Source organism: Streptomyces sp. NPDC032940 (genome assembly GCF_040636935.1).
GTDB lineage: Bacteria > Actinomycetota > Actinomycetes > Streptomycetales > Streptomycetaceae > Streptomyces.
On the sequence record NZ_JBEZVJ010000003.1, the window covers coordinates 177,292 to 196,303 of the forward strand.

General features: G+C 72.6%; 18 protein-coding genes. 7 read left to right on the forward strand and 11 right to left on the reverse strand.

Translation table 11 applies throughout. The annotated features are described in order from the left end of the window. Nucleotides 1–63 precede the first annotated feature (63 nt). Entirely contained in the window at nucleotides 64–321 is a 258-nt protein-coding gene (locus AB0E77_RS05795; RefSeq protein WP_361566046.1) for a hypothetical protein, read from the reverse strand. Nucleotides 322–644: 323 nt separating this feature from the next. Between AB0E77_RS05795 and AB0E77_RS05800 the strand changes: the two genes are divergently transcribed. Beyond that, a complete protein-coding gene (locus AB0E77_RS05800) occupies nucleotides 645–1,028 on the forward strand; it encodes a cold-shock protein (RefSeq protein WP_361566049.1) in 384 nt (127 codons plus the stop codon). A gap of 106 nt (nucleotides 1,029–1,134) precedes the next feature. Here AB0E77_RS05800 and AB0E77_RS05805 read toward each other — a convergent pair whose 3' ends face one another. Genes AB0E77_RS05805 through AB0E77_RS05820 form a run of 4 tightly spaced genes read right to left on the reverse strand, consistent with a single transcriptional unit; the run spans nucleotide 1,135 to nucleotide 4,652 of the window. Continuing rightward, the gene (locus tag AB0E77_RS05805) at nucleotides 1,135–1,983 is read right to left on the reverse strand and encodes a 1,4-dihydroxy-6-naphthoate synthase (RefSeq protein WP_361566052.1); all 849 of its coding nucleotides are present in this window, start codon (nucleotides 1,981–1,983) and stop codon (nucleotides 1,135–1,137) included. Next, nucleotides 1,973–2,680, reverse strand: coding sequence for a futalosine hydrolase (locus tag AB0E77_RS05810; protein ID WP_361566055.1), 708 nt, complete (start codon nucleotides 2,678–2,680; stop codon nucleotides 1,973–1,975). Before AB0E77_RS05810 ends, AB0E77_RS05805 begins: the two co-directional genes overlap by 11 nt. A gap of 11 nt (nucleotides 2,681–2,691) precedes the next feature. Next, nucleotides 2,692–3,204 (reverse strand): DUF2771 domain-containing protein, encoded by a 513-nt coding sequence (locus AB0E77_RS05815; RefSeq protein ID WP_361566058.1) that lies wholly within the window; start codon nucleotides 3,202–3,204, stop codon nucleotides 2,692–2,694. Nucleotides 3,205–3,263: 59 nt separating this feature from the next. Next, on the reverse strand, nucleotides 3,264–4,652 hold the full coding sequence (locus tag AB0E77_RS05820) for an MFS transporter (RefSeq protein ID WP_361566061.1): 1,389 nt from the start codon (nucleotides 4,650–4,652) through the stop codon (nucleotides 3,264–3,266). Nucleotides 4,653–5,098: 446 nt separating this feature from the next. On the opposite strand from AB0E77_RS05820, the gene AB0E77_RS05825 reads away from it, so the two are divergent. Then, on the forward strand, nucleotides 5,099–6,025 hold the full coding sequence (locus tag AB0E77_RS05825; RefSeq protein ID WP_361566063.1) for a DUF3027 domain-containing protein: 927 nt from the start codon (nucleotides 5,099–5,101) through the stop codon (nucleotides 6,023–6,025). A gap of 225 nt (nucleotides 6,026–6,250) precedes the next feature. After that, the gene (locus AB0E77_RS05830) at nucleotides 6,251–9,403 is read left to right on the forward strand and encodes a molecular chaperone Hsp90 (protein ID WP_361566066.1); all 3,153 of its coding nucleotides are present in this window, start codon (nucleotides 6,251–6,253) and stop codon (nucleotides 9,401–9,403) included. 54 nt (nucleotides 9,404–9,457) lie between these two features. On the opposite strand, the gene AB0E77_RS05835 is transcribed toward AB0E77_RS05830, so the two are convergent. Then, nucleotides 9,458–11,851: an HAD-IC family P-type ATPase gene (locus AB0E77_RS05835; protein WP_361566069.1), complete on the reverse strand. Its 2,394-nt coding sequence runs from the start codon at nucleotides 11,849–11,851 to the stop codon at nucleotides 9,458–9,460. A 130-nt stretch (nucleotides 11,852–11,981) separates the two neighbouring features. Further along, a complete protein-coding gene (locus AB0E77_RS05840) occupies nucleotides 11,982–12,269 on the reverse strand; it encodes a DUF2530 domain-containing protein (protein WP_361566072.1) in 288 nt (95 codons plus the stop codon). A 179-nt stretch (nucleotides 12,270–12,448) separates the two neighbouring features. On the opposite strand from AB0E77_RS05840, the gene AB0E77_RS05845 reads away from it, so the two are divergent. Next, a complete protein-coding gene (locus AB0E77_RS05845; RefSeq protein WP_361566075.1) occupies nucleotides 12,449–13,906 on the forward strand; it encodes an NCS2 family permease in 1,458 nt (485 codons plus the stop codon). Nucleotides 13,907–13,932: 26 nt separating this feature from the next. Here AB0E77_RS05845 and AB0E77_RS05850 read toward each other — a convergent pair whose 3' ends face one another. Continuing rightward, nucleotides 13,933–14,121, reverse strand: coding sequence for a ribbon-helix-helix protein, CopG family (locus AB0E77_RS05850; RefSeq protein WP_361566078.1), 189 nt, complete (start codon nucleotides 14,119–14,121; stop codon nucleotides 13,933–13,935). Nucleotides 14,122–14,271: 150 nt separating this feature from the next. Here AB0E77_RS05850 and AB0E77_RS05855 point away from each other — a divergent pair, with 150 nt between their 5' ends. After that, nucleotides 14,272–14,709 carry a MarR family transcriptional regulator gene (locus tag AB0E77_RS05855; protein ID WP_359396527.1) on the forward strand — a complete coding sequence of 146 codons (438 nt, stop codon included), beginning with the start codon at nucleotides 14,272–14,274 and terminating at the stop codon, nucleotides 14,707–14,709. 27 nt (nucleotides 14,710–14,736) lie between these two features. Further along, entirely contained in the window at nucleotides 14,737–16,101 is a 1,365-nt protein-coding gene (locus AB0E77_RS05860) for an MFS transporter (RefSeq protein ID WP_361566081.1), read from the forward strand. A 16-nt stretch (nucleotides 16,102–16,117) separates the two neighbouring features. On the opposite strand, the gene AB0E77_RS05865 is transcribed toward AB0E77_RS05860, so the two are convergent. Continuing rightward, nucleotides 16,118–16,705 (reverse strand): Uma2 family endonuclease, encoded by a 588-nt coding sequence (locus tag AB0E77_RS05865; RefSeq protein WP_361566084.1) that lies wholly within the window; start codon nucleotides 16,703–16,705, stop codon nucleotides 16,118–16,120. Nucleotides 16,706–16,821: 116 nt separating this feature from the next. On the opposite strand from AB0E77_RS05865, the gene thpR reads away from it, so the two are divergent. Beyond that, nucleotides 16,822–17,394 carry an RNA 2',3'-cyclic phosphodiesterase gene (gene thpR, locus AB0E77_RS05870; RefSeq protein WP_361566087.1) on the forward strand — a complete coding sequence of 191 codons (573 nt, stop codon included), beginning with the start codon at nucleotides 16,822–16,824 and terminating at the stop codon, nucleotides 17,392–17,394. Nucleotides 17,395–17,527: 133 nt separating this feature from the next. Here the strand turns inward: thpR and AB0E77_RS05875 are convergent, their stop codons facing one another. After that, on the reverse strand, nucleotides 17,528–18,520 hold the full coding sequence (locus tag AB0E77_RS05875; protein ID WP_361566090.1) for an aldo/keto reductase: 993 nt from the start codon (nucleotides 18,518–18,520) through the stop codon (nucleotides 17,528–17,530). 52 nt (nucleotides 18,521–18,572) lie between these two features. Next, nucleotides 18,573–18,974 (reverse strand): Uma2 family endonuclease, encoded by a 402-nt coding sequence (locus AB0E77_RS05880; protein ID WP_361566093.1) that lies wholly within the window; start codon nucleotides 18,972–18,974, stop codon nucleotides 18,573–18,575. Nucleotides 18,975–19,012 lie beyond the last annotated feature (38 nt).

Genomic DNA, 19,012 nt, shown 5'->3' on the forward strand with positions numbered 1-19,012 from the left:
CCGGTCGTCGACCTTCATCCCCTCGGGGACCGTCACGGTCCAGCCCAGGCGGCGCAGCGCCATTCAGGCGTTCGACGGCAGCTTCCGTCCCCCGGCATCCTCGCCGGAGGCGAGAGCGTCCACATCGGTGGCGTTCCAGTGCGCGGCAGTCAGCTCGCTTGTCATGCCGGACAGGAGATCCGTAGCCCAACCGACCCGCTCGGCCAACACGCGGGTGGACAGGAGCTCGCCGGTCCGCTCGTCGACCGCAGAGCGCAGCAGGCTACGGACGCACGCCGTGCGGGTGGTCTCGCTCTCGCCGACCGGCAGTTTCCGGCTCACTACTCACCCCCTGCACTTGTGATCCTGTCATCCGATCAACGGCGTGTCCGTGTAAAGGTCACGCATTCGATCTCCGCACTCATCTGCCATGACAAAGCGGTACCGAGCGTAGAGGCGGGGGCACCCGGACCTGATCGCTGCTGCCCGGGGAGAGACCTGGGCATCTGGAAAGTTGACCTCGCCCGGAGTGTCCAGTGGGGGCTTCAGCCTGGTTTCCAGGCGGGATTAAGCCTGTGTGTCCCTGGGGAGAGCCCCAGTAAGGTGGTCAACGGCAGTTCAAAGGCGTCCGGCCCCGTCCGGGACCGATCGAGGGAGTGTGTGCTTTGCCGACTGGCAAGGTCAAGTGGTTCAACACCGAGAAGGGCTTCGGCTTTCTCTCCCGCGACGACGGCGGTGACGTCTTCGTGCATTCCTCGGTCCTCCCCGCCGGAGTCGAGACACTGAAGCCGGGCCAGCGCGTGGAGTTCGGCGTCGTCGCCGGTCAGCGCGGTGACCAGGCGCTGTCCCTGACGCTGCTGGAGCCGGCCCCGTCGGTCGCGGCGGCGCAGCGCAAGAAGCCCGACGAACTCGCCTCCATCGTGCAGGACCTGACGACCCTGCTGGAGAACATCACCCCGATGCTCGAGCGGGGCCGGTACCCCGAGAAGGCCGCCGGCAAGAAGATCGCCGGCCTGCTCCGCGCGGTCGCCGACCAGCTCGACGTCTGACCCGCCCAGGGCCTGTCGCTTGGATCATGTCGGCGTCGCGGGGCTCGGGTCGGCCGAGACGCACGGTCGCTCTCGGCCGACCTGATCCAAACGACAGGCCCTGGCCCTAGGGGAACGCCAGCGCGTCCGGGCCGAGGGCCGGTACCAGTCCCTCGGCCGCCGCGCGGGTCAGCAGGCCCCGGATCGCCGCGTAGCCGTCCTCGCCCAGGTCGGCCGTGAACTCGTTGACGTACAGGCCGATGTGCTGGTCGGCGACGGCCGGGTCCATCTCCTGGGCGTGCTCCATCACGTAAGGGCGGGACGCCTCGGGGTCGTCCCAGGCCGCGCGGACCGAGGCGCGCACGGACTCGGCGAGCCGGGTCAGCGTCTCGGCGCCCAGCGACCGCTTGGCGATGATCGCGCCGAGCGGGATCGGCAGCCCGGTGGTGTGCTCCCAGTGCTCGCCCATGTCGGCGAGCTTGTGGAGACCGTAGTTCTGGTACGTGAAGCGTGCCTCGTGGATGACGAGGCCCGCGTCGGCCTTTCCGTCCCGTACGGCCGGCATGATCTCGTGGAACGGCATGACGACGATCTCGCCGACCCCGCCGGGCACCGTGTCGGCCGCCCAGAGGCGGAACAGCAGGTAGGCGGTGGACGTCTCGCTCGGCACCGCGACGGTGCGGCCGCGCAAGTCCGCGTCCGCCTCCCGGGTCAGCACCAGCGGGCCGCAGCCCCGGCCCAGCGCGCCGCCGCAGGGCAGCAGGGCGTACTCACCGAGGACGTACGGCAGCACCGCGTACGACACCTTCAGCACGTCGGACTCGCCCCGCTCGGCCATGCCGTTGGTGATGTCGATGTCGGCGAAGGTCACGTCGAGGGCGGGGGCGCCGGGTACGCGGCCGTGGGCCAGGGCGTCGAAGACGAAGGTGTCGTTCGGGCAGGGCGAGTACGCGATCTGCAGGGGCTCAGTGGTCATGAGGGTTCCAACTCGTGAGGACGGGGGCGAGCTTCCCGAAGGCGTCGGTGAGGGCCGCGAGCGCGTCGCCGATGCGCCACGCGGCGCGGTCGCGGGGGCCGACCGGGTTGGAGACCGCGCGCAGCTCCAGCACGGGCACCCCGTGCGCGGCGGCGGCCTCGGCGACGCCGAAGCCCTCCATGGCCTCGGCGAGGGCGCGGGGGTGGCGGGCGCGCAGCAGCGCGGCGCGTTCGGCGGTGCCGGTGACGGTGGAGCCGGTCAGGACGCTGCCGGGGCGGGCGCCGGTCGCGTCGGCGACGGCGGTGACGAGCCCGGCGGGCGGGCGGTGGGTGACCGTGCCGAAGCCGAGGTCGGTCACCGGCAGGAAGCCGTCGGCGGTCTCGGCGCCCAGGTCGGCGGCGGTGATCTCGTCGGCGACGACGAGGGAGCCGACGGGCGCGCCGGGCGCGAAGCCGCCGCCGATGCCGGCCGAGACGACCAGGGCGTACGGGGCGTGGTGCAGGGCCGCGGCGGTGAGGGCGGCGGCGGTGGAGGCGGCGGCGAGGGCGGGGCCGACGCCGGCCGCCAGCAGGTCGGGCCCGTCCGGGAGCCGGTGCAGGACCACCCCGGGCCGGGGCGTCTCGACGGCCGGCGCCGGGAACGCCCGAGCCACCGCGTCCCGTTCGGCGGGGACCGCGGTGGCCACGAGGACACGCACGGAGGACGTGGTCAGTCGTCCTTCTTCAGCTTGAAGACCCACACGCCGGTGATCTTCTGGCTGCCTTCCTTGCCGTCACGGGCCGCGATGGCGACGTTCGTGGAGTCGCCCTGGGCGCCGTACTGGGCGTTGAAGAAGACGCTGCCCGGGATGGTCCGGTAGGTCTTCTTGCTGTCCTCGACCAGCTGCTGCCCGTTCATCAGGATCGTCCAGTGATCGTCGGCGATCTCCGGGTCGACGCCGAAGCGGACGGTCTCGTCCTGGTCGACGGTGATCGACTTGGCGTCCGGGTCCTTGAGGCACTTGTTGATCTCGTCGTCGGACAGGGCCTTGTCCTGTCCTCCGCAGGTGGCCTCGGAGCTGACCGAGTCACTGCCGACCGTGATCGTGGACAGGGCGGTCGGCTCGTCACAGGCGGACAGCAGGAGCAGTCCGGCGGATACGGCACCGGCGGCGGCGACGGCACGGCGGCGTCGCACAACGCGGTGTCCGATGGCGGCTGCGCCGCGGGGCAACGTGGTCATGGGACGAAGGCTATATTGCGGCCCCTGCCGTCCCCCCACCTGGGTACGGCGTGGCGTGGTCACGCCACCCTGGCCCGTGCGGTCCCTCCGTGCCGGGCCGAACCGATCAACCCCCGTACGGTGGTCAGCCATCCGGCGGCGACGATGGCGGCGGCCACCGACATGCCCAGCGTGCCGTCGAGCGGCAGCACGATGCCCACCGCGCCGCCGAACACCCAGGCGACCTGGAGCAGCGTCTCCGAGCGGGCGAACGCCGAGGTGCGGACGTGCTCGGGGACGTCCCGCTGGATCAGCGCGTCCAGGGACAGCTTGGCCAGCGCCTGTGCGAATCCGGCCACCGCGGCCAGACACGCCACGAGCACCGCTCCGAAGAACACCGCGGTCGTGAGCGCCGCGCCCAGCACGATCGCGACGACCGTCACGATGATGACCTCCGGCGCCCGGGACCGCAGCCACGCCCCGACGGCCGTGCCCAGCGCGTTGCCCGCGCCGGCCGCGACGCCCACGATGCCCAGCGACACCGCCGCGCTCTGGCCCGTCATCGGGTGGACGCGCAGCAGGAACGCCAGGAAGAAGATCAGGAAGCCGGTGAGGCAGCGGATGGCGGCGTTGGCGGCCAGCGCGTGGGTGACCGCCGGGCCGACCGTGCGCAGTCCGGGGCGCTTGCCCGACCTGCGGTGCGGCCCGTGCAGATGCCGTTCGTCCGCGGCGAGCAGCGCCCGGTCCTCACCTCGGGCGGAGTCCACCTTCCGCGGCAGCGTGAACGACAGCACGGTCCCCGCCACGAAGATCACGAACGCGCCGTAGAGCGGCCAGCGCGGTCCGAGGTGCTGGAGTCCGGCCCCGATGGGCGCGGCCACGCCGGTGGCGAGCAGCCCGCACAGCGTGACCCGCGAGTTGGCCTTCACCAGGGAGAAGCGGGGCGGCAGCAGCCGGGGCACCACCGCGCTTCTCACCACGCCGTACGCCTTGGAGGCGACGAGGACGCCGAGCGCCGCCGGGTACATCTCGATGCTGCCGGTGATCACCGCGCCGGACAGCACCAGCGCGAGCAGGGCGCGGGCGGCCATCGCGGTCGCCATGGCCGCGCGGCGGCCGTGCGGGACGCGGTCCAGGATCGGGCCGATGACGGGGGCGAGGAGCGTGAACGGGGCCATGGTGATCGCGAGGTAGAGCGCGACCCGGCCGCGCGCCTCGTCGGTCGGCACGGAGAAGAAGACGGTGGAGGCGAGGGCGACGGTGATCATGACGTCGCCGGCGCCGTTCACCCCGTGCAGCTCGATCAGCTTGCCGAGGCCGGACTCGCCGGCGCCGTGCGCGTGCGTTGCCCGGCGGATGCCGCGGACGGTCCCGGTGACCGGCAGGCGCAGGGCACGGCCGAGCGCGCGGAACCGGCCGGGACCACGTCCCCGGCTCCCGCCCTTGAACTCCGTCCGTGCGGCTGCCACTCCGTCATAGTGCCCCGTGAGACTGGGCTCTAGCGTCGTTACGGCACGGATGGTACGGACGAGTCGGGCGGCCCGGGGGCCCGTCCGGGGGTCCGGCGCGGGGCCCGTCCGGGGCGGTCCGGCGGCGCCGGGCACGGGCCCCGCCGGGGTTCTGGGCGGGTTCCGCGCGCGCCGGCCGGGGCCCGCGGCCGGGGTGCGGCGCGCGGGTGCCCTCGCCGAAACTCCCCGTCGGTGTAGGCCCAGCGCACCTGAGCAGGTAGCGTGCCTAGCGCGCCGTGGCGAACGTTCTCGGCCGCGCGCCTTACGGCCATACCGCAGAATGGATGACGTAGGTGTGCCCGAGCGCGATCGGGCGCGGACGTCGACGCGGTCCACAGGTCCGCTCCGTCCGCCCCTCGCAGGCAGCGGCGCACTCGTGAGACGGCGTATGGAGAGAAGCGATACCTGTGAGCGCAGCGACAACGCGAAGCCGCACCCCTGACCGTCTGTGCGCCGAGGCCGTCGACCTCGCCCGCGCCGCAGCCGAGGAGGCCGCCGCACCCGGCGTCGTCGGCGAGCACGAGGGGCTGGTGTCGGAGGGCGACCGGGTCGTCACGCACTACTTCGCAGCCAAGGAGCTGGGATACCGGGGCTGGCGCTGGGCCGTCACCGTGGCCCGGGCCTCCCGCGCCAAGATCGTCACCGTGGACGAGGCGGTACTGCTGCCCGGCCCGGACGCCCTCCTCGCCCCCGAGTGGGTGCCGTGGAGCGAGCGGCTGCGCCCCGGCGACATGGGGCCCGGCGATCTGCTGCCCACCGACGCGGAGGACCTGCGGCTCGAGCCGGGGTGGACCGGCGAGGACGAGCCGCCGCCGAACTCCGCCGTCTCCCACGAGATGGCCGACCTGGTCGAGGCCGAGGACGCCGAGGTCACGGCCGGGCCGCCCGCCGAGCTGTCGACCACCCCGGCCCGCGGCACGATCGCGGCGGTCGCCGAGGAGCTGGGCCTGCGCCGTGCGCGGGTGCTCTCCCGCTACGGCCTGCACATCGCCGCCGACCGGTGGGAGGACGCCTTCGGGCCCAAGACGGCGATGGCCCAGGCCGCGCCGGCCACCTGCGCCTCCTGCGGCTTCCTCGCCCGCATCGGCGGCTCGCTGGGCCAGGCCTTCGGGGTGTGCGCCAACGAGTTCTCCCCGGCGGACGGCCGGGTCGTGTCCCTGGCCTACGGCTGCGGCGGCCACTCCGAGGCCGCGGTGATGCCGAAGACCCCGCAGCCGGCTCCGCCGGTGATCGACGAGACGCGGATCGACCCGTTCCCGCTGCGGCCGGCGTCGGACTCCGGGTCGGTGCCGGTGACGGAGGACGAGGCGTCGGCCGAGCTGGGTCATTCCTGACGACGCGGGGCCGCTCCGCGGCGTGAGGCGGTGCGGGTGCGCTCCGCGGCGTGGGCGGGTGCGTCGTGGCGCGCGTCCCGGGGGCTGCGTCCCCGGACCCCCTCGGCCTCGACGGCCTCGTCCCCGAACGCCGGACGGGCCGGGAAGTGGCGCCGACCGGCGTTCGGCGTCGGCGGGCGCGCGTCCTCGCGGTACCTTCGTGGTCCGTCGACGAGGAGAGTCACCGTGAGCATGTTCGTGCAGCCCGCCGCCGAGGGCACCGACCCGTTCGGCACGGCACGTCTGCGGCGCGGAGTGCTGGACGCCTGGGCGGCGAGCCCCGCCCGGTTCCGTGAGGACGCCAACGCCGAGGAGGACCTCGTCCTCGGCGGCTACCGCGACCGGCTGGTCGTCGAGCTCGCCCAGAACGCCGCCGACGCCGCCGCCCGCGCGGGCGTGCCCGGCCGGCTCCGGCTGACCCTGCGCGACGGCGTCCTCGTCGCCGCCAACACCGGCGCCCCGCTGGACGCGGTCGGCGCCGAGTCGCTGTCCACGCTGCGGGCCTCCGCCAAGCGGGAGGGCGGCGAGGGTGCCGTCGGCCGGTTCGGGGTCGGCTTCGCCGCCGTCCTCGCGGTCACCGACGAACCCGCCGTCGTCGGCCGGCACGGCGGCGTGCGCTGGTCCCTGGCCGAGGCGCGGGGACTGGCCGCCGACACCGCGCTGCACAGTCCCGGCCTGGGCGACGAGCTGCGGCGGCGCGACGGCCATGTGCCGCTGCTGCGGCTGCCGTTCCCCGCCGAGGGCAGCGCCCCCGACCCGTACGACACGGCCGTCATCCTGCCGCTGCGGGACACGGCCGCAGCCGACCTCGCCGAACGGCTCCTGCACGCCGTGGACGACGCCCTGCTCCTCGCCCTGCCGGGCCTGGAGGAGGTCGTGATCGAGGCGGGGGACGACGTACGGACGCTGCGGCGCGGCACGGACGGTGCCCTGACCGTCGTGGAGGACTCGCGGGAGGGCACGACCCGCTGGCGTACCGCCGCGGCGCACGGGCCGCTCACGCCCGATCTGCTCGCCGACCGGCCGGTGGAGGAGCGGCTGCGCCCCCACTGGTCCGTCACCTGGGCCGTCCCCGTGGACGCCGACGGCTCTCCCGCCCGGCCCCGCACCAGCCCCGTCGTGCACGCCCCCACCCCCAGCGACGAGCCCCTCGGCGTCCCCGCCCTGCTCATCGCGTCCTTCCCGCTGGACTCGACCCGCCGGCACACCGCGCCCGGCCCGCTGACCGACTTCCTGACGCAGCGCGCGGCGGACGCCTACGCCGCCCTCCTCGCCGACTGGCGTCCGGTCGCCGCCGGCGTCATCGACCTCGTGCCCGGCCCGCTGGGCAAGGGCGAACTCGACGGCGCGCTGCGTCGGGCGATCCTCGACCGGCTGCCGCGCACCGCCTTCCTGCCGCCGGCCCTGCCGCCGCGCGAGGACGACCCCGAACTGCCCGAGGCCCTGCGTCCCCGCGACGCGGAGGTGGTCGAGGGCGCGGGCGCGGAGACGGTGCGCGTGCTCGCCGAGGTGCTGCCCACCCTGCTGCCCGGCGGTCTGGAGCGCCGCCCGGAGCTGCGCACGCTGGGCGTGGCCCGGGTGCCGCTGACCGACGCGATCGACCGGCTGGCCGGCCTGGAGAAGGACCCCGCGTGGTGGTGGCGGCTCTACGACAGCCTCGCCGGTGTCGACCCGGACCGGCTGTCCGGCCTGCCGGTGCCTCTGGCCGGGGGTACCACCCAGGCCTTCGGCTCTGGGGGAGGGCGGACCACGATCGGCCCCCGCCAGGTGCTGCTGCCCTCCCCGGACGCCGCCTCCCTCGACCCGGGCGTCCTCACCCGCCTCGGTCTCAAGGTCGTCCACCCGGACGCCGCCCATCCGCTCCTGGAGAAGCTCGGAGCGCTCCCGGCCACCTCGCGCGCCGTGCTGACCACCCCGCAGGTCAGGGCCGCGGTCGCCGCCTCGCTGGACGACGAGGGCGGCATGAACTGGGAGGAGGACGCCCTCGACGCCGAAGAGCTGGCCGACACGGTCCTCGGCCTGGTCCGGGACGCCGGGATCGGCCCCGGCGACGAGCCCTGGCTCGGTGCGCTCGCCCTGCCCGACGAGGACGGTGAACTCTCCCCGGCCGGTGAACTCGTCTTCCCCGGCGGCCCCTTCGCGCAGGTGATGCGCGAGGACGAACTCGCCGCCGTGGACGCCGAACTCGCCGAGAAGTGGGGTCCGGAGCCGCTCGCCGCCTGCGGCGTCCTCGTCACCTTCGCCCTCGTCCGCGCCACCGACGTCGTCCTGGACCCGGACGAACTGGAGCCCCGTGAGGGCGACTTCGCCGAGCCCGACGACGCGGGCCTGCTGGACGCCGTGGACGTGTGGAGCGAGGACGTCCTCGACCGCTTCCCGGACAGCCCCGTGCCCCCGGTCGCCACGGAGATCGTCGCCGTGCGCGACCTGGACCTGGTGGACGACGAGCAGTGGCCGCGGGCCCTGGCCATGTTGTCGCGGCCGCCGCTGCGGGACGCCCTGGTCGAACCGGTGCGCGTCCTGCTGCCCGACGGCACCCACGAGGCCGTACGGCCGTACACGGCGTGGTGGCTGCGCGGGCACCCGGTGCTCGGCGGGCGGCGCCCGGCCGGACTGCGCGCGGCCGGCGGCGACCCGCTGCTGCGGGGCCTGTACGACGAGGCCGACGCGACCGGCTTCGAGGACGAGCAGGTGCTGCGGGCGCTGGGCGTACGCACGTCCGTGGCCGCCCTGCTCGACGAGCCCGGCGGCGCGGCCGAGCTGCTGGAGCGTCTCGCCGATCCCGACCGCCCGGTCACGGCCGCCCAGCTGCACGCCCTGTACGGGGCGCTGGCCGAGCTGGACCCGGAGCAGGTCACCCTGCCGGACGATCTGCGGGCCGTGCGTGACGGCCGCGTCGAGGTGGTGGACGCCTCCGACGCCGTCGTCGTCGACTCGCCCGACCTGCTGCCCTTCACGTCGGGCGTCCCGCTGCTGCCGGTCCGGCCGGCGCTCGCCGCCGAACTGGCGGAGCTGTTCCAGGTGCGGCGCCTGAGCCGGTCCGTCACCGGCCGCGTGGACTCCGAGGGCACCGAGTACGACGTACCGGAGCCGGTGCGGGTGCTGCTGGGGGCGCGGACCCCGGCGTCGTACGTGGAGCACGAGGAGCTCGTGGTCGACGGCGTGGAGATCGACTGGCGCCTGACGGACGACGGCGTGCTGCACGCCGCGACCCTGGAGGGCGTGGCCGCGGGCCTCGCCTGGGCGGCGGGCCAGTGGCCGCGGCGCTTCGAGGTCGCGGCCCTGCTGGAGGACGAGTCGAGGACGGAGGAGCTGGCCAGGGACCGCTGGTTCGACTGACGGAGCGGGGCCGTGCCGGCGTGCGGCTCCGCCGGGTGGGCGCGCTCGGGCCCCTCACGCGGGGAACCGCTGCCCCACCCACCGCCACGCCAGCTCCAGAAGGCCCGCACCGGCCGCCGCGATGCCGACGGCGGCCCACGGCATCGTCACCCCCACCAGCTTCAGCGCGAAGAAGTCCTGGAGCCACGGCACCGCCAGGACCACCACGAAGGCCAGCCCCATCGCCGCGACCAGCAGCACCCGCCACCAGGTGTAGGGGCGGGCGACGATCGCCAGGACCCACATCGAGATCAGGAACAGCGTCAGCGTCGCCGCGCTGGTCTCCGCGTCCAGCGCCCCCGGCCCGCTGTAGTGGTGCCGCGCCAGGAGGTACGTCGCGAAGGTCGCCGCGCCGGCCACCACCCCGCCCGGGACGGCGTACCGCATGACGCGCCGGACGAAGTGCGGTCTGGCGCGTTCCTTGTTCGGGGCGAGGGCCAGGAAGAAGGCCGGGACGCCGATGGTGAGGGTGGACAGGAGCGTCAGATGGCGGGGCAGGAACGGGTACTCGACGCGCGAGCACACCACCAGCACCGCCAGCAGCACCGAGTACACCGTCTTCACCAGGAACAGCGTCGCGACCCGGGTGATGTTGCCGATGACCCGGCGGCCCTCGGCCACCACCGACGGCAGGGTGGCGAAGCTGTTGTTCAGCAGGACGATCTGCGCGACCGCCCGGGTGGCCTCCGAGCCCGAGCCCATCGCCACGCCGATGTCGGCGTCCTTCAGCGCGAGGACGTCGTTCACCCCGTCGCCGGTCATCGCGACCGTGTGCCCGGCGGACTGGAGGGCGCCGACCATGTCCCGCTTCTGCTGCGGGGTGACCCGCCCGAACACGGTGCCCGCGTCGAGCTCGGCGGCCATCTCCTCCCGGTCGGCGGGCAGCCGGCGCGCGTCGACGGCGGTGCCGGACAGCCCGAGTTTGGCGGCGACCGCGCCGACGGAGACCGCGTTGTCCCCGGAGATGACCTTGGCCCGTACGTCCTGGTCGGCGAAGTAGCGCAGGGTGTCGGCGGCGTCCGGGCGCAGCCGCTGTTCCAGCACGACCAGCGCGGTCGGCACGGCGCCCTCGGCGGGCTCGGCGTCGTCGAGGGCCCGGGTGGCGCGGGCGAGCAGCAGCACGCGCAGGCCCTGCTCGTTGAGCCGTTCGGTCTCGGCGAGGGCGGGATCGTCCTCGGCCAGCAGCACGTCGGGCGCGCCCAGCAGCCAGGTGCCACATGCGCCGCCGCCCTCGTCGAAGGCGGCGCCGGCGTACTTGCGGGCGGAGGAGAAGGGCAGGGACTCGGTGCAGCGCCAGTCCTCGGCGACCGGATAGGCGTCGATGATCGCCTGGAGGGAGGCGTTCGGGCGGGGGTCGGCCTCGCCGAGGGCGCCGAGCACCGCGCGCACGTACTCCTCGTCGGCGTCGCCGAGCGGGCGCAGCGCGGTGACGTCCATGCCGCCCTCGGTGAGGGTGCCGGTCTTGTCCAGGCAGACGGTGTCGACGCGGGCGAGGCCCTCGATGGCGGGCAGCTCCTGGACGAGGCACTGCTTGCGGCCCAGGCGGATCACGCCGATCGCGAAGGCGACGGAGGTGAGCAGGACCAGCCCCTCGGGGACCATGGGCACGATGCCGCCGACCGTGCGCGCGACGGAGTCCTTGAATGCGTCGTCCTTGGTGAGCAGCTGGCTGATGATCAGGCCGATCGCGGTCGGGACCATCATCCAGGTGATGTACTTGAGGATCGTGGAGATGCCGGAACGCAGCTCGGACTGGACGAGGGTGAAGCGGGACGCCTCCTCGGCGAGCTGGGCGGCGTAGGCCTCCCGCCCGACCTTGGTCGCGCGGAACGCGCCGCCGCCCGCGACGACGAAGCTCCCGGACAGGACCTCGTCCCCGGGCCGTTTGACGACGGGGTCGGCCTCGCCGGTCAGCAGCGACTCGTCGATCTCCAGCCCGTCGGCCTCGACGCACACCCCGTCGACCACGGCCTTGTCGCCGGGGCCGATCTCGATGACGTCGTCCAGCACGATCTGCGAGGTGCTGATCTCGGCGCTCCTGCCGTCCCGGCGCACGGCCGGTCTGACCTCGCCGATCACGGCCAGCGAGTCGAGGGTCTTCTTCGCCCGCCACTCCTGGACGATGCCGATGCCGGTGTTGGCGAGGATCACGAAGCCGAAGAGGCTGTCCTGGATCGGCGCGACGATCAGCATGATCACCCAGAGCACGCCGATGATCGCGTTGAAGCGGGTGAAGACGTTGGCGCGGACGATCTCGCCGAGCGAGCGGCTGCTGCGCACCGGTACGTCGTTGACCTGCCCGCGCGCCACCCGTTCGGCGACCTCGGCGGTGGTCAGCCCCGTCTCGGGTGAGGACAGGGGTACGGGATGCGCCGGATCGAGTGCGGAGTCCGCGTCGATATGCGTCATGCATTCGACGGTACGTGCGGCTTTGCGGCTTCACCCGCCGGATGTGCGGAAGATCCGACCTGGGTACGAGGAGGCGTGGGTGCCGTGTGCTGCCCTGGTACTACGCGGTGGGACGGGTGCAGCCCGGGTACTACCCGGCGGGGCGGGCCTCCGGGGCGGCGCCGTCCCGGGTCCTCGCGGCGTCCCGCTTGATCGCGGCGTCCCGCCTGCGGACGTACCAGATCCCGATCAGGCCGAGCCCGCCGCCCGCCAGGCAGGTCCACACCCACCAGGCGTGCCCGTGGTCGTCGAACCAGCCGTAGAAGGGCAGCTGGGCCAGGAAGAGGACGAACCAGAGGACGGTGCCGCCGGTGATCGTCGCGACCACGGGCCCCTCCAGGGGCTCCGGCGCCTCATGCGTAGGTGTCCACTTCGCCATGCGTACAGCTTACGAGCCCGGTGCGCACACCCGTGCGGCGCGCCGCCGCACGGTTCTACGCGCGGAGATAGCGATCCGCGGCTCATACGTTCATACTGAACCCGTTTGTCTCTGACCGCTTTCATTCGTAGAAAACACCAACAAGGCCGTGGGGGAACCTGTTGGTGATGAGGTCTCGCATGTCCGCCTCGGCCGCTGCCAAGGTCCCCCCGTCCCCGGAGTCGCCGGAGGGCCGGCGACCCCCGCAGAACGCCCTCGACCGCTACTTCCGCATCTCCGAGCGCGGCAGCACGCTGCCCCGCGAGATCCGGGGCGGTCTCGCCACCTTCTTCGCGATGGCCTACATCATCGTGCTGAACCCGATCATCCTGGGCAGCGCGAAGGACATGTACGGCCACCAGCTCGACAACGGCCAGCTGGTCACCGCGACCGCGCTGACGGCGGCGTTCACGACGCTCCTGATGGGCGTCATCGGCAACGTCCCGATCGCGCTCGCGGCCGGTCTCGGCGTGAACTCCGTCGTCGCCCTCCAGCTCGCCCCGCGGATGTCCTGGCCGGACGCCATGGGCATGGTGGTGCTGGCCGGCTTCGTCGTCATGCTGCTGGTCGCCACCGGTCTGCGCGAGCGGGTGATGAACGCCGTGCCCTTCGGGCTGCGCAAGGCCATCGCCATCGGTATCGGCCTGTTCATCATGCTCATCGGTCTCGTGGACTCCGGGTTCGTCACCCGGATGCCGGACGCCGCCCAGACCACCGTCCCGCTCCAGCTGGGCACGGGCGGTCACCTGCTCGGCTGGCCCGTCCTGGTCTTCGTCCTCGGTGTGCTGCTCACGCTGGCGCTGATCGTCCGCAAGACCCCCGGCGCCATCCTGATCTCCATCGTCGTGATGACCGCCGTCGCGATGATCATCAACGCCGTCACCGACGTCCCGTCCTGGGGTCTGACCACCCCCGAGTGGCCCGGCAACCCGGTCTCCACGCCCGACTTCGGCCTGGTCGGCCAGGTCAGCCTGTTCGGCGGGTTCGAGAAGGTCGGCATCCTGACCGGCGTCCTGTTCGTCTTCACCGTCCTGCTGTCCTGCTTCTTCGACGCCATGGGCACGATCATGGCCGTCAGCGACGAGGCCAAGCTGACCGACGGCGAGGGCCAGATGCCGGGCATCAACAAGGTCCTGTTCGTCGACGGCATCGCGGTCGCCGCGGGCGGCGCCAGCTCGTCCTCGGCCACGACCTGCTTCGTGGAGTCCACGGCCGGCGTCGGCGAGGGCGCCCGCACCGGCTTCGCCAACCTCGTCAGCGGCGGGCTGTTCGCCCTGGCCCTCTTCCTCACGCCGGTCGCCACGATGGTCCCCTCGCAGGCGGCCACCCCGGCACTGGTCGCGGTCGGCTTCCTGATCCTGGCCGGTTCGATCACGGAGATCGACTGGACCGACTTCACGATCGCCGTCCCGGCCTTCGTGACGATGCTGATGATGCCGTTCACCTACTCGATCACCAACGGCATCGGCATGGGCTTCATCACCTTCGTGGTGCTGCGCCTGGCCACCGGCCGGGGCCGGGAGGTTCCGGTGGCGATGTACGCGGTCTCCGCGGTCTTCGCCTTCTACTACCTGATGCCGGCCCTGGGCCTGACCTGACCGTCCGACGGAACGGTCCCACGGGGTCACGGCACCCCGTAGAACCGTTCCGTCTCCTCGACGGCGGTCTGGAACCGCTCGTCGAAGTCATTGCGGATGAGCGTCCGGACGACATAGTCCTGGACGCTCATTCCTCTTTTCGCCGCATGGTCCCGGAGCCTTTCGAGCAGCTCCCCGTCCATCCGCAGGCTGAGCACGCTGGTCCCCATGCGCACGAGGGTCACCCCCGCCGGCCGGGTGATGCTCCGGTTTCCGGAAACAGCTCACCCGTACGGGTGAAGCCGAGGTTTCAGTGGCGTGAGTCACGGGCAATCGGCGCGGAACGCATTGGTATTTCGCGAGCCTAATGAGTTACGCTAAGAAACATGCCGGACCTCAAGCATGGCGACGATGCTGCCGCCGTGAACTCCCTGCGCTCCGCCGTGATGCGGCTGTCCCGTCGGCTCAAGCACCAGCGGGTCGACGAGTCGCTCAGCCCCACCGAGATGTCGGTGCTCGGCACCCTGTCCAACTGCGGCAGCGCCACCCCGGGCGAGCTCGCCCGCAAGGAGCACGTCCAGCCGCCCTCGATGACCCGCATCGTGGCGCTCCTGGAGGCCAAGGGGCTGGTCCGGCTGGAGCCGCACCCCGAGGACCGGCGCCAGAAGGTCGTGACGCAGACCGAGCAGGCCGTGGTGATGCTCGAGGAGAGCCGCCGCAAGCGCAACGCGTTCCTGGCCACCCTGGTCGACGGGCTCGACGAGGACGAGTGGGCCAAGCTGCGCGCGGCCGCCCCCGTGCTGGAGAAGCTCGCACACCTGTAGCCGTCATTCGCGAGGAGGCGAACCCTTTTGAGTACGGGACCCGGAGCAGCTTCCGCCCCCGCACCTGACCACGACGACTCCCTGTCCAAGGCCCCCGGGGCCCCGCGCAAGACGTCCATGTTCGCCTCCCTGAAGGTCCGGAACTACCGCCTGTTCTTCGTCGGCCAGGTCGTCTCCAACATCGGCACCTGGATGCAGCGCATCGCCCAGGACTGGCTGGTGCTGAGCCTCACCGGCTCCTCCGCGGCCGTCGGCATCACGACGGCCCTCCAGTTCCTGCCGATGCTGCTCTTCGGCCTCTACGGCGGCGTCCTCGTCGACCGCCTGCGCAAGCGGCCCACCCTGCTGGTCACCCAGTCCGCGATGGCCCTCACCGCCCTCGCCCTCGCCGCCCTCACCCTGACCGGCCACGTCCAGGTCTGGCACGTCTACGTCGCCGCCTTCGCGATGGGCCTGGCCACCGTCATGGACAACCCGGCCCGGCAGTCCTTCGTCTCCGAGCTGGTCGGCCGCGACCAGCTGCAGAACGCGGTCAGCCTCAACTCCGCCAACTTCCAGTCCGCCCGGCTGGTCGGCCCCGCCGTCGCCGGCCTGATGATCACCGGCGTGGGCACCGGCTGGGCGTTCCTCGCCAACGGCCTGTCCTTCGTGGCGCCGCTGAGCTGCCTGCTGCTGATGCGGGCCCGCGACTTGCACGCCGTGCAGCGCACCCCGCGCGGCAAGGGACAGCTGCGCGAAGGCCTGCACTACGTCGCCGGGCGCCCCGAACTGATCTGGACCATCGTCCTGGTCGGCTTCATCGGCACCTTCGGCTTCAACTTCCCCGTCTTCCTGTCCGCCTTCGCCGACGACGTCTTCCACGCGGGCGCCGGCGAGTACAGCCTCTTCAACACCCTCATGGCCGTCGGCTCCCTGACCGGCGCCCTGCTCGCCGCCCGGCGCGGCACGGCCCGGCTGCGCGTCCTGATCGCCGCGGCCCTCGGCTTCGGCGTCCTGGAGATCGTCGCGGCGACGGCGCCCGAGCTGTGGCTGTTCGCCCTGCTGATGATCCCGATCGGCGTCTTCAGCATGACGGTCAACGTCACCGCCAACACCAGCATCCAGATGTCCACCGACCCGGCCATGCGGGGCCGTGTCATGGCCCTGTACATGATGGTCTTCCTCGGCGGATCCCCGGTCGGCGCCCCTATCGTCGGCTGGGTCACCGACACCTACGGCGCCCGGGTCGGTTTCGCCGCGGGCGGCGCCGTCGCGGCCACCGCGGCCGCCGTGATCGGCCTCATCCTGGCCCGCGTCGGCAACCTGCGCCTGTCGGTCGGCTGGCACCGGGGGCACCCGCAGGTGCGCTTCGTACCGCGCGAGCGCCGGGAGGAGCTGGCGCCGGCGGCGTAGACCGGGGCCCGGTCGGTCAGTCGCGGGGGAAGTCGTCGGTCCTGAGGGCGAGACCGACGACGGTCCCGGTCAGATCGACGTCCTCACCGAAACCGAAGCTGACGGAGCAGTGGTACTCGCCGTCCTTGGGGAGGGTGTGAAGGTGCCACTCGCCGGCGTACGGATCCACGATCAGGTACACCGGGACTTCGGCGGTGGCGTAGGTGTCCTTCTTGGGACCGTAGTCGTTGCCGGCCGTGCTCCTGGAGATGACCTCGGCGACGAACGCGACGTCCTCGGTGCGCCAGAGGCCCTTGCCGTCACGCTCGGCTCCCTCTGCCAGGGCCACGACATCGGAGGCGAAGCCGTTGAGATGCCCCGGGTAGTCCATGCGGACGTCGGACTTCACGCGCTTGCGTGGGTACTTGGCCCGCAGCTGGTCGTAGATGTCCGCGATGATGTCCCAGTGGGTGTCCCGCTGCGGCGTCATGAAGATGTGACCCCCGACGATCTCGGTCTTGTATCCCTCGGGGACGGGCATCTTCTCGAGCCACTCGAACATGACGTCCAGAGTCAGCTCGGTGCTCTCCTCGGCCATGGCGATCCTGTCTTCAAGGACGGTCATCGTGGCGCTCCTCCCCGGCTGCCCCAACGACGAGTGCAGCCGCGCGGTACAACGATACGCACGGTGACGAGGGCACGCGCGGACGTACGCGTGTTCCCCGGGGGAGACTGACCGGCATGAGACTGTTCGCCGCCGTACTGCCCCCCGAGGACGTCGCCGCTTCCCTCGCCGCCGAGGTGGCCGCGCTGCGGAAGCTGCCCGGCGCGGACCGGCTGCGCTGGACCGGCCGTCCCGGCTGGCACTTCACGCTCGCCTTCTACGGCGAGGTCGACGACGACCTCGCCGCGGGCCTGTCGGCCCGTCTGGAGCGGGCCGCGCACCGCACCGCGCCCTTCGGTCTGGCGTTGCGCGGGGGTGGCCAGTTCGGGCACGGGCGGGCCCTGTGGGCGGGCGCGGACGGTGATCTCGCAACGCTGCGGCTGCTCGCCGACCGCGCGGAGTCGGCGGCGCGCAAGGCGGGCGTCCCGATGGGGCAGCACCGGCGCTACCACCCCCACCTGACGCTGGCCCGCAGCCGGGACGCGTACGACGTGCGCCCCTACGTCGACGCGCTGGACGACTTCACCGGCCACACCTGGACCGTGACGGACCTGGCGCTGGTGCGCAGCAACCTGCCGAGGTCCGGGGTGCCGGGCGAGCAGCCCCGTTACGAGGCGGTCGCCCGTTGGCGGCTCGGCGCGTCCGGTTAGGCTCGGGGGCGTGGACCCGAAGACCCGTAACCGGATCATGGCCGGTGTGCTTGTGCTGATGCTCGTCGTGGTGGCGGTGGCGGCGGCGGTCGGATAGGCGCCCGGAGGGGCGGCCGCCGCCCCGCTCACCCCTCTACCAGGCGAACGCCTCCGGCGACGGCCCGGGCCCCGGGAAGATCTCGTCCAGCCCGGCCAGCAGCTCGTCGGACAGCTCCAGCTCCACGGCCCGCAGCGCCGACGTCAGCTGCTCGGCGGTCCGCGGACCCACGATCGGGCCGGTCACGCCGGGCCGGGTCAGCAGCCAGGCCAGCGCGGCCTCGCCGGGTTCGACGCCGTGCTTGTCGAGCAGGTCCTCGTAGGCCTGGATCTGCGCGCGCTTCGCCGGGTCGGCCAGCGTGTCCGCCGCCCGCCCCGAGGCGCGGCGCCCGCCCCGGACCTCCTTCTTGATGACGCCGCCCAGCAGCCCGCCGTGCAGCGGCGACCAGGGGATGACGCCGAGGCCGTACTCCTGCGCGGCCGGGATGACCTCCATCTCGGCCCGGCGCTCGGCCAGGTTGTACAGGCACTGCTCGCTGACCAGGCCGATGGTGCCGCCGCGCCGGGCGGCGGTCTCGTTGGCCTGGGCGATCTTGTACCCGGGGAAGTTCGACGACCCGGCGTACAGCACCTTGCCCTGCTGGACCAGGGTGTCGATCGCCTGCCAGATCTCGTCGGAGCCGGTGGCGCGGTCGATGTGGTGGAACTGGTACAGGTCGATGTGGTCGGTCCGCAGCCGCTTCAGGCTGGCGTCGACGGCCCGGCGGATGTTCACGGCGGACAGCTTGTCGTGGTTGGGCCACGCGTCGCCGTCGGCGGCCATGTTGCCGTACACCTTGGTGGCGATGACGGTCTTGTCGCGCCGGTCGCCGCCCTTGGCGAACCAGTTGCCGATGATCTCCTCGGTACGGCCCTTGTTCTCGCCCCAGCCGTACACGTTGGCGGTGTCGAAGAAGTTGATGCCCGCGTCCAGCGCCGCGTCCATGATCGCGTGGCTGTCGGCCTCGTCGGTCTGCGGGCCGAAGTTCATGGTCCCGAGGACGAGCCGGCTGACCTTCAGTCCTGTGCGTCCGAGCTGCGTGTACTTCATGCTTCCCAAGCCAACGACTTGGAGTGCGCTCCAGGCAAGCGGGTCGCAGCTGTCAGTCGCGGGGGAAGTCGGCAGTGGGGAGCGTGAGGCCGAGGACGGTGTCGGTGAGGTCGAGATCCTGCCCGAAGGCGACCCGGGTCTCGATCGTGTAGTCGCCGTCCTTGGGATGCGTGAAGATGTGGCAGCGGCCCTGGTAGGGGTCGGCGATCAGGTAGAGCGGGACCTCGGCGGCGGCGTATGCGAGCCTCTTGGGGCCGTAGTCGTTGGCGGCGGTGCCCTGGGAGTTGACCTCGGCGAGGAACTCGACGTCCTGGTGGCGCCAGTGGCCGCTTTCGTCCCGCTTCGCCCCGTCGCACAGCTTGGCCACGGGCATCCGCTCCAGCCGCTCGAACCACTCGTCCAGGCGCTGGGTGTTGGCGTCGGCCATGGCGATCCTGTCTTCAAGGACGGTCATCGTGGCGCTCCTCCCCGGCCGTCCCACGGGCGGGAGCA